This window comes from Arthrobacter sp. PvP023, from assembly GCF_017832975.1.
In the GTDB taxonomy this organism is placed as follows: domain Bacteria; phylum Actinomycetota; class Actinomycetes; order Actinomycetales; family Micrococcaceae; genus Arthrobacter.
The window spans coordinates 2,479,214-2,493,614 of record NZ_JAFIBI010000001.1; the positions used below are offsets into that span (position 1 = coordinate 2,479,214).

Below are 14,401 nucleotides of genomic sequence, written 5' to 3' on the forward strand. Positions count from 1 at the left end.
TTTCCCGCTTAGCGCAGCACGGCGTCCCGCCTGGCCACGACTTCCGCGAGCTGGCGGTGCTCATCCAGCTGGTGGGCCGGAACATCTCGGCCGCTGAGGATCCGTTGCCGGATGAAGGCCAACCGGGTGGCCGATCGCAGGAACGCTTTCATCTGCGGCCCCCGGCCGAACTGCTTCGCCCAGCGGACAGCGGAACGGCGTCCGCCGGCCGTTGCAAGCATGTCCACCTCGGGCGGCGTGAACCACCCCGCGGCCGCATACTCCTGGAGGCGCTGCCGTGTCAGCCGGTTTTCCGCCACGCGCAGCAGCACAATAACGACGACGGCCAGCACGAAGATGGGCACCTGGACCACGATGTACTGCGCCAGGAAGTCCTGGCCCATGCTGTTCCACATGCTGTGCAGGATCATCGCCGGGACCAGGCCCGCGGCAAAGGCCACGACGGACATCCCCGGGTGCCAGCGCCGGGCGGCAAAACCGAGAATGAGCCCGGTGGTACCCGTGAAGATGGCGTGGGCGAACGGCGACATGACGCCCCGCAGGAAGAACACGACCGCGAGGTCTGTGCCCGGTGTGGCGGACTCGGCAATGGCCCGGCCGAAGTAGAGGATGTTTTCCGTAAAGGCGAAGCCGCCCGCAATGGTGAACGCGAACACCACACCGTCCACGGGGCCGTCAAAGTGCTTCCGGGCCAGCACGAGGAGCAGCAACAGGCCCAGGGACTTGGCGAACTCCTCCACCACGGGGGCCTGCACGGTGACGGCAAAAGTCCGGTAGTCCACGCCGGCCGGGGGCACCGCCGCCAGCGCAAAGACCGGCTGGATCAGCAGTGTGACGGAAATGGACACGACGGCGCCCCACAGGAAGGCGAACAGCAACAGTCGCTTGGGCTCTGGCTCCCAGCGGTCAATGATGTAGACGGCCAGGAGCACGGCGCTCAAGGGGATCAGGGACGCAATGAAGCCGATCACGAATCCGGTGACGCCGGTGTTGCCCACAAGGTAGGGGAGGACCAGGAAGAGGCTGGCAAAAGCCAGGAAGCCGCCGCCGCCCACCAGCCCAATAACTCCCGCACTTGAGCGGCCGCGGACTGCGGCAGGCGGCATCATGGTGTTCACCGCAGGCGCGTGGCTGCTGGCGGGTGCCGCACGGTAGTGATCAGGCCGGACCTGGCCCATCCAGGTGGGATTGGCCTGCTGCGGAAGCTCCTGCCGGGGCCATGGCGGCTGCTGCCCGTATCCGTGGCCGCCGGAGGGATCGTGCTGCGGCCAGGGTGCGTTCGATGTCATGGAACTGAGCCTATGTCCCGTAACCGTCGCTTCCAAGACGACAGACGCGCGGGAAAGGCACGCCTCACCACCCCGGGGGTGTGATGTTAAACGCCTTCCCGCCGCCCGCCGGCCAGCAGGGCGTGGCTGCTGCGTGTGGTAATTTTGAAGGGCAAATGTTCCTTTTTTAATTCCGTCCCGTGAGGCGGGGAAAGGGGAGACGAGCGTTGACTTCAGTCACAGAAGCACCGGTTCCGGCCAGGGTTGTGCTCAACTCTGCGGACATTGACCGTGCACTCACTCGTATCGCCCATGAGATCCTCGAGGCCAACAAGGGTTCCCAGGATTTGGTGCTGCTGGGCATTCCGCGCCGCGGCTACCCGCTGGCAGTCCGCCTGGCCAAGAAAATCGCCGCCGCCGATCCCACCGTGGATGCCGCCGCCATCGTGGGCCAGCTGGACGTCACCATGTTCCGGGACGATCTGTCACACCAGCCCACACGGCCGCCCTATCCCACGCAGCTGCCCCGCACCGGCATCGACAACAAGGTCGTTGTCCTGATCGACGATGTCCTCTATTCGGGCAGGACCATCCGCGCAGCGCTGGACGCCATCGTGGACCTCGGCCGCCCGCGCATCGTCCGGCTGGCCGTCATGATCGACCGAGGCCACCGCGAGCTGCCCATTCGCGCAGACCATGTCGGCAAGAACCTCCCCACCTCCTCCTCCGAAAAGGTCCGGGTCCGCCTCGAAGAGACCGATTCCGTTGACGGAACCCCCGTCAATGAAGTGGTCATTGAGGCAGGCGCATGAAACACCTGCTCTCCACCGAAGACCTCAGCCTGGCCAATGCCATCCGCATCCTCGACACGGCAGAGGAAATGGCGGCCGTGGGGGACCGGGAAGTCAAGAAGCTGCCTGCGCTCCGCGGCCGCACCGTGGTGAACCTGTTCTTCGAGGACTCCACCCGCACCCGCATCTCGTTCGAAGCAGCAGCGAAGCGGCTGTCCGCGGACGTCATCAACTTCGCCGCGAAGGGATCCTCCGTCTCCAAGGGCGAATCCCTCAAGGACACAGCCCAGACGCTGGCAGCCATGGGGGCCGACGCCGTCGTCATTCGCCACTGGGCCTCGGGTGCGCCGCACCGGCTGGCAGCCACGGACTGGATCGACGCCGCCGTCATCAACGCCGGCGACGGAACCCACGAACACCCCACCCAGGCGCTGCTGGACGCTTTCACCATGCGCCGGCACTGGGCCAGGCTCCACGGGACGGCGTCCGCCGGGGCGGACCTCAAGGGAATGCGCGTGGCCATCGCCGGCGATGTCCTGCACTCGCGTGTGGCCCGCTCGAATGTCTGGCTGCTGCGTACGCTCGGCGCCGAGGTCACCCTCGTGGCGCCGCCCACCCTGCTGCCCATCGGCGTCGGGCAATGGCCCTGCGACGTGAGCTACGACATGGACGAAACCCTGGCGAAGGGCGTCGACGCCGTCATGATGCTGCGTGTCCAGGGGGAACGGATGAACGCCTCCTTTTTCCCCACGACCCGCGAATACTCCCGCCGCTGGGGATTCGACGACAACCGCCTCCGCGCCCTGGACAGCCTGGGCCTGAAGGACACCATCATCATGCACCCCGGCCCCATGAACCGCGGGCTGGAAATTTCCTCCGCGGCCGCGGACTCACCCCGTTCCACCGTGCTGGCACAGGTGCGCAACGGCGTGTCCGTCCGGATGGCCGCCCTGTACCTGCTGCTCTCCGGGGACACCCGCGAACCAGCCGTAACCACCAACGCCGCCTATTCCACCAAGGAGAGCCACTGATGGCACACGATCAACAGGATGCAGCCACCACCGGGGCATACCTCATCCGCGGCGCAGCGATTCTCGGCGGCGCGGCCGAAGACCTCCTGATCCGGGACGGCATTATCGCCGCACGCGGCACTGACCTTGCCGGCACCGACGCAGCAGACGGCGCCACCGTGATTGAGGCCGAAGGCCTGGTAGCACTGCCCGGCATGGTGGACATCCACACGCACCTCCGTGAGCCCGGGCGGGAAGACGCCGAAACAGTGGAAACCGGCACGCGCGCCGCCGCGCTTGGCGGCTACACGGCCGTGCACGCCATGGCCAACAGCAATCCCGTTGCGGACACCGCAGGCGTGGTGGAACAGGTGCACACCCTGGGACGTGCCGCGGGCTGGGTGGACGTCCGCCCGGTGGGCGCGGTGACCGTGGGCCTCGCAGGCGAACAACTGGCCGAGCTCGGCGCCATGGCTGATTCCCGTGCCAAGGTCCGGGTCTTTTCCGACGACGGCATCTGCGTCCACGACCCCGTGATCATGCGCCGTGCGCTGGAATATGTGAAGGCGTTCGACGGCGTGGTGGCACAGCACGCGCAGGAACCCCGGCTCACCGCAGGCGCCCAGATGAACGAAGGCGACGTCTCGGCAGTTCTCGGACTGACGGGCTGGCCCGCCGTGGCCGAGGAAAGCATCATTGCCCGGGACGTGCTGCTCGCCCAGCACGTCGGGTCCAGGCTGCACGTCTGCCACGTGTCCACGGCCGGCTCGGTGGAGATCATCCGCTGGGCCAAGGCCCGCGGGATCAACGTGACGGCCGAAGTGACGCCGCACCACCTGCTCTTGACCGATGAACTCGTCCGCAGCTACGACCCCGTCTACAAGGTCAACCCGCCGCTGCGTACGGACTCCGACGTCCAGGCCCTGCGTGCCGCCCTTGCCGACGGCACGATCGACGTCGTCGGAACGGACCATGCCCCGCACCCGAGCGAACACAAGGAATGCGAGTGGGCGCAGGCGGCTATGGGCATGACCGGGCTGGAAACGGCGCTGTCCGTCGTCCAGGAAACCATGATCGAGACCGGCCTGATGGGTTGGGCCGATTTTGCCCGGGTGACGTCCACCGCTCCCGCCGTGATCGGACGGGTGGCGGACCAGGGACGTCCGCTGGAGGCCGGCGAACCCGCGAACGTCACACTGGTGGACCCGGCTGCGCGCTGGACTGTGGACCCTTCTAAGATGGCAACCATGGGCCGTAACTCTCCGTTCGCCGGCAGGGAACTCCCCGGCAAGGTGGTGGCGACGTTCTTCAAGGGCCACCCCACCGTCCTTAGCGGCGAGCTCAACACCCCGTACCGCCACGGGCCCCACCAGGAAACAACCGCCGCCGCCCCGGCGGGCGGGTACTGATGGACAAAGTACTCCCCGGACTCGCCATGCTGGCGATCATCGCGGTGGCCTTCGTGTTGCTCGGCATCGGGTGGCGGAACCGCCTGCGGCGCCAGTCCGACGTCGAACAGCTGCCCGCGGTTCCGGCGGAACTGAGCCAGCCGCTGGCCACCGCCGACGGCCAGTATGTTGCCACCACGACGGCCGGCGACTGGCTGGACCGCATCGCCGTCCATGGCCTGGGCATCCGCACCAACGCTGAACTCACCGTCCACCCGGAGGGCGTGTTGTTCGAGCGCTCCGGGGCCGGGCCGGTCTTCATCCCGGCGGACCGGCTCACCGGAATCCGCCAGGACAGCGGCATGGCCGGGAAGTTCGTCGAAAAAGACGGACTCCTGGTGGTCAGCTGGACCCTGGGCGGCCGGGAACTCGATACCGGGTTCCGGACCCGCCGTGCCGCCGACAAGCCGCCCGTCCTGGCAGCCTTTCAAGAATTGATCTCCGCAGCCCCTCAGGCAGATGCCGATAGTGGAAAGTAACAACGTGACAGAAACCGAAGTAACAGCAAACGCAGATACTGCACCTGAACAAGGAACTGCCGCACCCGCGGTGCTGGTGCTCGAGGATGGCCGCACCTTCCGCGGCACCAGCTACGGCGCCACCGGCACCGCCCTCGGCGAGGCGGTATTCGCCACCGGCATGACCGGCTACCAGGAAACCATCACGGACCCCTCCTACGCCCGCCAGCTCGTGGTCCAGACCGCCCCGCACATCGGCAACACCGGCGTCAACAAGGACGACGCCGAATCGCACCGCATCTGGGTGGCCGGCTACATTGTCCGCGATGCCGCCCGCCGGCCCTCCAACTGGCGCTCCGAACGCTCCCTGGACGACGAACTCGTGGAGCAGGGCATCGTGGGTATCCAGGGCGTGGACACCCGGGCCATCACCCGGCACCTGCGCGAACACAAGACCATGCGTGCCGGCATCTTCTCCGGCGAGGCAGCCCGCGCCACGGACAAGGAACTTCTCGACGCAGTACTGGCCAGCGCCCCCATGGAAGGGTCCCGCCTCGCCGAGGAAGTCAGTGTTGACGAGGCCTACGTCGTGGAGCCCAAGGACTGGGGCTGGGACGGCGAGCCGCGCTTCACCATCGCCGCAATCGACCTCGGCATCAAGCGCATGACACCCATCCGCTTCGCCGAACGCGGAGTCCGCGTCCACGTCCTGCCGGCAACGGCCACCCTGGCCGACGTCAAGGCGGTCAACCCGGACGGCTTCTTTATGTCCAACGGCCCCGGCGACCCCGCCACGGCAGACAACCAGGTCAAGCTGCTCCGCTCGGTGCTGGACGAGAAGCTGCCGTACTTCGGGATCTGCTTCGGCAACCAGATCCTGGGCCGCGCCCTCGGCTTCGGCACGTACAAGCTCCGCTACGGACACCGAGGCATCAACCAGCCCGTCATGGACCGCCGCACCGGCAAGGTGGAGATCACCTCGCAGAACCACGGCTTTGCCGTGGACGCCCCGCTCGACGGCGCCACCCAGGCTCCCGAGGAGCGGTACGGCCGCGTCGAAGTCAGCCACGTCAGCCTCAACGACGACGTCGTGGAAGGCCTGTCCTGCCTGGACATCCCCGCTTTCTCAGTGCAGTACCACCCTGAAGCAGCCTCGGGACCGCACGACGCCGCTTACCTCTTTGACCGCTTCATCGAGCTGATGGCGGACACGAAGAAGGCAGCCGCCGCTGCCGACTCTGCTTCCGAGACAAAGACTGCCACCGAATCCAAGACTGAGGACAAGAAGTAATGCCTAAGAGAACTGACCTTAAGAGCGTCCTGGTCATCGGTTCCGGCCCCATCGTGATCGGCCAGGCCGCCGAGTTCGACTATTCCGGCACCCAGGCTCTCCGTGTCCTCAAGGAGGAAGGCCTGCGCGTAATCCTGGTCAACTCCAACCCGGCCACCATCATGACGGACCCCGAGTTCGCCGATGCCACCTACGTGGAGCCCATCACCCCGGAGGTGGTGGAAAAGATCATCGCCAAAGAACGGCCTGACGCGATCCTGCCCACCCTGGGCGGCCAGACAGCCCTCAACACTGCCATTGCGCTGGACAAGAACGGCGTGCTGGAAAAGTACAACGTGGAACTCATCGGCGCGAACATCGCTGCAATCGAACTCGGCGAAGACCGCGAGAAGTTCAAGGGTGTCGTGGAGCGTTGCGGCGCGGAGTCCGCCCGCAGCCACATCATCCACAGCATGGATGAAGCACTGAAGGCCGCCGAGGACCTCGGCTACCCGATGGTGGTCCGCCCGTCCTTCACCATGGGCGGCCTCGGCTCCGGCCTCGCCTACACCGAGGACGACCTGCGTCGGATCGTCGGCCAGGGCCTGCAGTACAGCCCCACCAGCGAGGTCCTGCTCGAAGAGAGCATCCTCGGCTGGAAGGAATACGAGCTCGAGATGATGCGGGACAAGAACGACAACGTGGTTGTCGTCTGTTCCATCGAGAACTTCGACCCCGTAGGCGTCCACACCGGCGACTCCATCACGGTTGCACCCGCGCTGACCCTCACGGACCGTGAGTACCAGCGCCTGCGCGACATCTCCATCGCGGTCATCCGCGAAGTGGGCGTGGACACCGGCGGCTGCAACATCCAGTTCGCCGTCGAACCGGACACCGGACGCGTCGTCGTCATCGAAATGAACCCCCGCGTCTCCCGGTCCTCCGCGCTGGCATCCAAGGCCACCGGCTTCGCCATCGCCAAAATCGCCACCAAGCTCTCCCTGGGATACACCCTGGACGAGATCCCCAATGACATCACCCAGAAGACCCCGGCCTCCTTCGAACCGACGCTCGACTACGTCGTGGTGAAGGTTCCCCGCTTCGCCTTCGAGAAGTTCCCGGCAGCGGACCCCACCCTCACCACCACCATGAAATCGGTGGGCGAGGCCATGGCCATGGGCCGCAACTTCACCGAGGCCCTGCAGAAGGCGCTCCGTTCCCTTGAACAGAAGGGCTCACAGCTGGACTTCAGCCACGTTCCGGAATGGGAAGTCCCGGAGCTGATCGAAAAGGCCAAACGGCCCACCACAGAACGCCTGCACCAGGTGCAGCGTGCTCTGCTCGGCGGCGCAACGGTGGAGCAGCTCTTCGAGGCCACCAAGATCGACCCCTGGTACCTGGACCAGCTCCAGCTGCTCAACGAGATCTCGCAGGAGATCCGCAAGTCCACGGCCCTGACCCCGGAAATGCTGCAGCGCGCCAAGCGCCACGGCTTCTCCGACGAGCAGATCGGCGCCCTCACCAACAACCAGGAGGCCGTGGTCCGCGGCGTCCGCCAGGCCCTGGGCATCCGGCCGGTCTACAAGACGGTGGATACCTGTGCCGCCGAATTCGCCGCGTACACGCCGTACCACTACTCGTCCTACGACGAGGAGGACGAGGTTGCGCTGCACTCCAAGCCGTCCATCATCATCCTGGGCTCCGGGCCCAACCGCATCGGCCAGGGCATCGAATTCGACTACTCCTGCGTGCACGCCTCCATGGCACTCCGCAAGGCCGGCTACGAGACCGTCATGGTCAACTGCAACCCGGAAACCGTCTCCACCGACTACGACGTCTCCACACGCCTCTACTTCGAGCCGCTGACCCTCGAGGACGTCCTGGAAGTCATCGCGGCGGAGGAGCGCACCGGCGGCGTGATGGGTGTGTTCGTCCAGCTCGGCGGCCAGACCCCCCTCAAGCTCGCGCAGCAGCTTGCCGACGCCGGCGTGCCCATCCTGGGCACGTCACCTGAGGCGATCGACCTTGCCGAGCACCGCGGCGCCTTCTCCCGGGTGCTGGACGAGGCCGGGCTGATCTCGCCCAAGAACGGCACCGCCGTGTCGTTCGAGGACGCCAAGAAGATCGCCGACGAAATCGGCTACCCGGTCCTGGTCCGCCCGTCCTACGTGCTGGGCGGACGCGGCATGGAGATTGTCTACGACGAGCCCAACCTCTCGCGCTACATCGCCAACGCCACCGAGATCACCACCGAACACCCGGTGCTGATCGACCGGTTCCTGGAAGACGCCGTCGAAATCGACGTCGACGCCCTCTACGACGGAACCGAAATGTACCTCGGCGGCATCATGGAGCACATCGAAGAGGCAGGCATCCACTCCGGCGACTCCGCGTGCGTCCTGCCGCCGATCACTCTGGGCAACAACGTGATCGAACGCGTCCGGACCGCCACCCTGGCCATCGCCGAGGGCGTGGGCGTTCGCGGCCTCATCAACATCCAGTTCGCCCTGGCCTCTGACGTCCTGTACGTCCTCGAAGCCAACCCGCGGGCGTCCCGCACTGTGCCCTTCGTCTCCAAGGCCACGGGCGTCCAGATGGCCAAGGCGGCGGCACTGATCGGCACCGGAGTGACCATCAACCAGCTCCGCAGCGCCTACAAGATGCTGCCGGAAACCGGGGACGGTTCCACCCTGCCGTTCGACGCACCCGTCTCGGTGAAGGAAGCCGTGCTGCCGTTCAGCCGCTTCCGGACGCCGGAAGGCAAGGTCGTGGACTCGCTCCTCGGCCCGGAAATGCGCTCCACCGGCGAGGTCATGGGCATCGACAAGCACTTCGACACCGCCTTCGCCAAGAGCCAGGCCGCCGCCAACAACGCGCTGCCCACTGAAGGGAAGATCTTCGTGTCCGTGGCCAACCGGGACAAGCGCTCGGTGATCATGGGTGTGAAGCGCCTCTCGGACCTCGGCTTCGAGATCGTCTCCACCGGCGGCACCGCGGACGTCCTGCGCCGCAACGGCATCCAGGCCACCCCGGTCCGCAAGGTCGCCGAGGGCAGCAGCGCCGAGGGCGAAGGGACCATTGCCGACCTCATCATCGCTGGCGAGATCGACATGGTGTTCAACACGCCTTCCGGCGGCGAGGCCCGCATCGACGGCTACGAACTGCGGGCCGCGGCAACGTCCATCGGCATTCCGTGCATCACTACAGTTGCCGAATTCAACGCAGCAGTGCAGGCCATTGAAGCGCAGCGGACCTACGAATGGTCCGTAACCAGCCTGCAGGAGCACGCCGAGAACCTGAAGGCCCTGCAGAATGGCTGAGCAAGCGGCAGGAGTGACGGCCGGCCGGGAGTCCTTCGGCTCCCGGCTCGGCCGGGCCATGGCGGACCGCGGTCCGCTGTGTGTGGGGATTGATCCGCACCCGGCGCTGCTCAAGGCCTGGGGACTGAACGACGACGCCGCCGGCCTGGAGCGCTTCTCGCTCACCGTTGTGGACGCAGTGGGTTCGCTCGCTGCCGCCGTCAAGCCGCAGGTGGCGCTGTACGAGCGGCACGGCTCGGCGGGCATGGCGGTGCTCGAACGCACCCTCGCGGCCGCCGCCGGCGCCGGTGTGCTGACCATTGCCGACGCCAAACGCGGCGACATCGGCTCCACGATGGCGGCCTATGCCGACGCCTGGCTCCGGGACGGCTCGTCACTTGCTGCGGACTCGGTGACCCTGAGCCCCTACCTTGGCTTCGAGTCGCTGCGCCCTGCCCTCGACCTGGCCGCAGAGTACGGCCGCGGCGTGTTCGTCCTGGCCCTGACGTCCAATCCGGAAGGCGCCTCCGTCCAGCACGTGGGCGGTGCGGATTCAGTTGCGCGCAGGATCACCGAAGCCGCCGCCGGGGAAAACCGCCGGTACGCGGGTGCCCTGGGTTCGGTTGGCCTCGTGGTCGGCGCCACCGTGGGAGGTGCCCTGCAGGATCTGCAGCTGGACCTGGCGGCTGTCCGGGGGATCATCCTCGCTCCCGGGCTCGGCGCGCAGGGCGCCACGGCCGCTGATCTGCGGTCAACGTTTGGTGCCGCCTATTCGCAGGTCCTGGGCACCTCAAGCCGGGACATCCTCTCGGCAGGTCCCTCCGCCGGGGGCCTCCGGGAGGCTGCACTGCGTACCCTGGAACCCCTGCTGGCCGGCTGATCCATTGATTTCGGCGCCATTGATTTCCGGACCGGGCAAAGGGTAGGTTCAGGAAGACTCCAACGGCCCTTGCCTTGGTTCGGACTGACGATTCGGCGGTGACTTGAGTGAGCCTGCGGCCCCTGACAGACCAGGAACGCGCGGAAGCCCTGGGGAAGGCGGCAGCGGCCCGGGCTGCCCGGGCGGAAGCCAAGGAGCAGCTGAAGTCCGGAACCCTCGCCGTGGCGGACCTCCTCGCCTCCGGCGACGGAAATTCCGCGCTTGCCCGGATGAAGGTTTCGGAGATGCTTGAGGCACTGCCCGGTATCGGCCGCGTCACGGCGGCCGCCATCATGGACGAGTTGGGCATTGCCGCGTCCCGCCGGCTGCGGGGACTCGGCGTTCACCAGCGCCGGGCGCTGGTAGATTTTATGAACGAGAACCACGTCCATCCGAATAACGCCCAAAGGAATATGTGAGCAAGAAACCGGGACTGACAGTCCTTGCCGGTCCGACGGCTGTTGGCAAAGGCACCGTGTCCACCTACATCCGGGACAACTATCCTGAAGTCTGGCTTTCCGTCTCAGCCACCACCCGTGCACCGCGCCCGGGGGAGCAGGACGGAGTTCACTACTTCTTCAAGTCCGCCGAGGAATTCGACGCCCTGGTGGCTGACGGCGAACTGCTGGAGTGGGCCGTGGTGCACGGCCGCAACCGTTACGGCACCCTCCGCAGCACCGTGGACGCCGCCATCGCCGATGGCCGCTCGGTGCTGCTGGAGATAGATCTGCAGGGCGCACGCCAGGTCAAGCAGGCCGTTCCGGAGGCGCAGTTCGTCTTCCTCGCCCCGCCCAGCTGGGAGGAAATGGTCCGCCGCCTGGTGGGCCGCGGCACCGAAACGGCCGAGGAACAGCAGCAAAGACTGGAAACCGCTAAACTAGAACTTGCCGCTGAGCCGGAGTTCGATCACACCGTTATCAATGATGACGTTCGACGCGCAGCGGACGAGCTTGTTTCACTCATGGGGCTGACCCCGCACCCGCACTAGCCGCAGGGTCGGATCGGCCCGTTAGAATTTGGAGAATTCGTGTCCACGAACCTTGAAGGCATCATCAACCCGCCGATCGACGAGCTGCTGAAGGCAGCTGATTCCAAGTACGGCCTGGTGATCTTCGGTGCCAAGCGTGCACGTCAGATCAACGCATACTACGCGCAGCTGCACGAGGGCCTGTTCGAGTACGTAGGTCCGCTGGTCGACACCAAGCTGAACGAGAAGTCGCTTTCCATCGCCCTGCGCGAGATCAACGAAGGCAAGCTCGTTTCCACGCCGATCGAGCCTGCAGAGTAAGAACTCTTCGGACTGGATCTCATCGGAATACAGACTGCCTGTTGACGGAGGTCACGTGCGCATAGTCCTCGGAGTCGGGGGAGGGATTGCCGCCTACAAGGTGGCATCGCTCCTCCGGCTTTTTACTGAAGCCGGACACAACGTCACGGTGATCCCCACGGAGGCCGCCAACCGCTTTGTCGGAGTGGCCACCTGGGAAGCCCTGTCCGGAAATCCGGTCAGCAACAGCGTCTTCGACGACGTTCCGTCGGTCAACCATGTGCGCCTGGGGCATGAGGCGGACCTCATCGTCGTGGCTCCGGCCACCGCGGATCTCCTGGCCCGCGCCGCCGGAGGCCACGCGGACGACCTCCTGACCAACACCCTGCTGATGGCCAGCGGTCCCGTGCTGATGGCACCTGCCATGCACACCGAAATGTGGCTGCACGCCGCCACCCAGGCCAACGTGGAAACGCTGCGCAGCCGTGGAGTCACCGTCCTCGAACCGGCCAGCGGCCGGCTCACCGGGTCCGACTCCGGTCCCGGCAGGCTGCCCGAGCCGGAGGCAATCTTCTCTGCCGCCATGGCGCTGACGCAGGACAGCGGGGTTCGCGGACAGTTGCCGCTGGCCGGCCGCACCGTCACCATCAGCGCAGGCGGCACGCGTGAACCACTTGACCCGGTGCGGTTCCTCGGTAACCGCTCCTCCGGGAAACAGGGCGTGGCACTTGCCGTGGCCGCCCGGGACGCGGGCGCGAGCGTCCGGCTGCTCGCCGCCCACATGGACGTACCGGCGCCCGACGGCGTCGAGGTGGTCCGCGTGGAGACGGCGCTGCAACTCCGGGAAGAGGCGCTGCGCGCGGCAGCCGATTCCGACGTCGTCATCATGGCCGCCGCCGTGGCGGACTTCCGCCCTGCGGACGTTTCGGACACCAAGATCAAGAAACGTGACGACACCGCCGATCCGGTGATCAGCCTGCTGCGCAACCCGGACATCCTGCAGGAGCTCGTGGAGGTGCGCGCGGCGAACCGGCCCGGGCAGCTGATCGTAGGTTTTGCGGCGGAAACCGGGGACGACGACGGTGACGTGCTCGCCTACGCCGAGGCCAAACTGCGCAAGAAAGGCTGCGACCTGCTGGTGGTCAACCATGTGGGTGAAGGGCTGGTGTTCGGCCAGGACCACAACTCGGTGGTCATCCTTTCCCGCACCGGCTCCGAACCACAGGCGGCATCCGGTTCAAAGGACGATGTTGCGGCCGCCGTTATTGACCGCATCAGCTCCGAGTTGAGCCGTGTTTTTCCACGATCATGATTTTCGAGAAGCTGTTTCCCGGAGACTCAGAGACCGGCGTGTGCAAAGCCTGCTTAGCAGGGGGACACATGCTGAGGCCTGACCGATTCCCAACCAGTAAGGTAGTTGAGTGACTTTACCGCTGCACATTCCCGCTCCCCATGGCGCGACGCCGCCATCCCTTCGTCTCTTCACGTCGGAGTCCGTGACTGAGGGCCATCCCGATAAGATCTGCGACCAGATCAGCGATGCCATCCTGGATGCCCTGCTGGCGAAGGACCCCGAGTCCCGTGTGGCAGTCGAAACACTGGCCACCACCGGACTGGTGCACGTAGCGGGCGAAGTCACCACCGACGCCTATGTGGAGATTCCGCAGATTGTGCGCGAGACCATCCTGGGGATCGGCTATGACTCCTCGGCCAACGGCTTCGACGGTGCCCGCTGCGGCGTCTCCGTGTCAATCGGCCAGCAGTCCAACGACATCGCCGGCGGCGTTTTCAATTCCCTGGAGGCCCGCGAAGGCCGCCAGGAAGATGACTACGACCTCCAGGGCGCCGGAGACCAGGGCCTGATGTTTGGCTACGCCAGCGACGAGACGCCGTCGTACATGCCGGTCCCGATCTGGATTGCGCACCGCCTCTCGGAGCGGCTCACCGAAGTACGCAAGAACGGCGACCTGCCGTACCTCCGCCCGGACGGCAAGACCCAAGCGACGATCGGCTACGACCGCGACCGGCCCGTCTCAGTCGAAACCATCGTGATCTCCAGCCAGCACGCGGAAGGCGCCAGCCTCGAACAGCTGCGCGCCGACCTCGCCGCGCACGTGATCAATCCCGTGCTGGCGGCAGCCAACCTGGACATCTCCCGTACGCACAACATCCTCAATCCCGCCGGTGCATTCGTGACCGGCGGCCCCGTGGGAGACGCCGGCCTGACGGGCCGCAAGATCATCGTCGACACCTACGGCGGCATGGCGCGCCACGGCGGCGGTGCCTTCTCCGGCAAGGATCCGTCCAAGGTTGACCGCTCGGCGGCGTACGCGATGCGCTGGGTGGCCAAGAATGTGGTGGCTGCGGGACTCGCCAAGCGGGCCGAGATCCAGATCGCCTACGCCATCGGCCAGGCACGCCCCGTGGGCACCTACGTGGAGACCTTCGGCACGGAAACGGTGGATCCCGAGCGTATCAGCGCCGCGATTTCGGAGATCTTCGACCTTCGCCCCCGTGCGATCATCGACGCGCTGGACCTCAAGCGTCCCATTTACGCCAAGACGGCGGCGCACGGACACTTTGGCCGCGACGATCCCGATTTCACGTGGGAACGGCTCGACCGGGTTGACGAGCTCAAGGCTTTCTTCAACGCCTGAGAACCGCCGCCCGC

General features: G+C 66.3%; 13 protein-coding genes. 12 read left to right on the forward strand and 1 reads right to left on the reverse strand.

Translation table 11 applies throughout. From position 1 onward, the window contains the following. Nucleotides 1-8: 8 nt before the first annotated feature. Complete coding sequence (locus JOE31_RS11465; protein WP_245199140.1) at nucleotides 9-1,289, reverse strand: PrsW family intramembrane metalloprotease; 1,281 nt, start codon at nucleotides 1,287-1,289, stop codon at nucleotides 9-11. A 206-nt stretch (nucleotides 1,290-1,495) separates the two neighbouring features. Here JOE31_RS11465 and pyrR point away from each other — a divergent pair, with 206 nt between their 5' ends. From pyrR to metK, 12 genes are all read left to right on the forward strand, one after another. After that, complete coding sequence (pyrR, locus tag JOE31_RS11470; protein WP_028269121.1) at nucleotides 1,496-2,080, forward strand: bifunctional pyr operon transcriptional regulator/uracil phosphoribosyltransferase PyrR; 585 nt, start codon at nucleotides 1,496-1,498, stop codon at nucleotides 2,078-2,080. Further along, nucleotides 2,077-3,090, forward strand: coding sequence for an aspartate carbamoyltransferase catalytic subunit (locus tag JOE31_RS11475; RefSeq protein WP_209744441.1), 1,014 nt, complete (start codon nucleotides 2,077-2,079; stop codon nucleotides 3,088-3,090). The genes pyrR and JOE31_RS11475 overlap by 4 nt, the downstream gene beginning before the upstream one ends. After that, a complete protein-coding gene (locus tag JOE31_RS11480; RefSeq protein ID WP_209744443.1) occupies nucleotides 3,090-4,478 on the forward strand; it encodes a dihydroorotase in 1,389 nt (462 codons plus the stop codon). The genes JOE31_RS11475 and JOE31_RS11480 overlap by 1 nt, the downstream gene beginning before the upstream one ends. After that, a complete protein-coding gene (locus JOE31_RS11485; protein WP_209744446.1) occupies nucleotides 4,478-4,996 on the forward strand; it encodes a hypothetical protein in 519 nt (172 codons plus the stop codon). Before JOE31_RS11480 ends, JOE31_RS11485 begins: the two co-directional genes overlap by 1 nt. Next, nucleotides 4,977-6,266 carry a glutamine-hydrolyzing carbamoyl-phosphate synthase small subunit gene (carA, locus tag JOE31_RS11490; RefSeq protein WP_209744449.1) on the forward strand — a complete coding sequence of 430 codons (1,290 nt, stop codon included), beginning with the start codon at nucleotides 4,977-4,979 and terminating at the stop codon, nucleotides 6,264-6,266. The genes JOE31_RS11485 and carA overlap by 20 nt, the downstream gene beginning before the upstream one ends. Next, the gene (gene carB, locus JOE31_RS11495; protein ID WP_209744451.1) at nucleotides 6,266-9,565 is read left to right on the forward strand and encodes a carbamoyl-phosphate synthase large subunit; all 3,300 of its coding nucleotides are present in this window, start codon (nucleotides 6,266-6,268) and stop codon (nucleotides 9,563-9,565) included. Before carA ends, carB begins: the two co-directional genes overlap by 1 nt. Beyond that, on the forward strand, nucleotides 9,558-10,424 hold the full coding sequence (gene pyrF / locus JOE31_RS11500) for an orotidine-5'-phosphate decarboxylase (protein WP_209744454.1): 867 nt from the start codon (nucleotides 9,558-9,560) through the stop codon (nucleotides 10,422-10,424). Before carB ends, pyrF begins: the two co-directional genes overlap by 8 nt. Nucleotides 10,425-10,531: 107 nt before the next feature. Next, nucleotides 10,532-10,882 carry an integration host factor, actinobacterial type gene (gene mihF / locus JOE31_RS11505; RefSeq protein WP_209744457.1) on the forward strand — a complete coding sequence of 117 codons (351 nt, stop codon included), beginning with the start codon at nucleotides 10,532-10,534 and terminating at the stop codon, nucleotides 10,880-10,882. Continuing rightward, nucleotides 10,879-11,451: a guanylate kinase gene (gene gmk / locus JOE31_RS11510; RefSeq protein WP_209744460.1), complete on the forward strand. Its 573-nt coding sequence runs from the start codon at nucleotides 10,879-10,881 to the stop codon at nucleotides 11,449-11,451. Before mihF ends, gmk begins: the two co-directional genes overlap by 4 nt. 39 nt (nucleotides 11,452-11,490) lie before the next feature. After that, the gene (gene rpoZ / locus JOE31_RS11515; RefSeq protein ID WP_011692102.1) at nucleotides 11,491-11,751 is read left to right on the forward strand and encodes a DNA-directed RNA polymerase subunit omega; all 261 of its coding nucleotides are present in this window, start codon (nucleotides 11,491-11,493) and stop codon (nucleotides 11,749-11,751) included. Between the two features lie 55 nt (nucleotides 11,752-11,806). Further along, complete coding sequence (gene coaBC / locus JOE31_RS11520; RefSeq protein WP_209744463.1) at nucleotides 11,807-13,042, forward strand: bifunctional phosphopantothenoylcysteine decarboxylase/phosphopantothenate--cysteine ligase CoaBC; 1,236 nt, start codon at nucleotides 11,807-11,809, stop codon at nucleotides 13,040-13,042. Between the two features lie 109 nt (nucleotides 13,043-13,151). Then, nucleotides 13,152-14,387 carry a methionine adenosyltransferase gene (gene metK / locus JOE31_RS11525; protein ID WP_209744466.1) on the forward strand — a complete coding sequence of 412 codons (1,236 nt, stop codon included), beginning with the start codon at nucleotides 13,152-13,154 and terminating at the stop codon, nucleotides 14,385-14,387. Nucleotides 14,388-14,401: the final 14 nt, after the last annotated feature.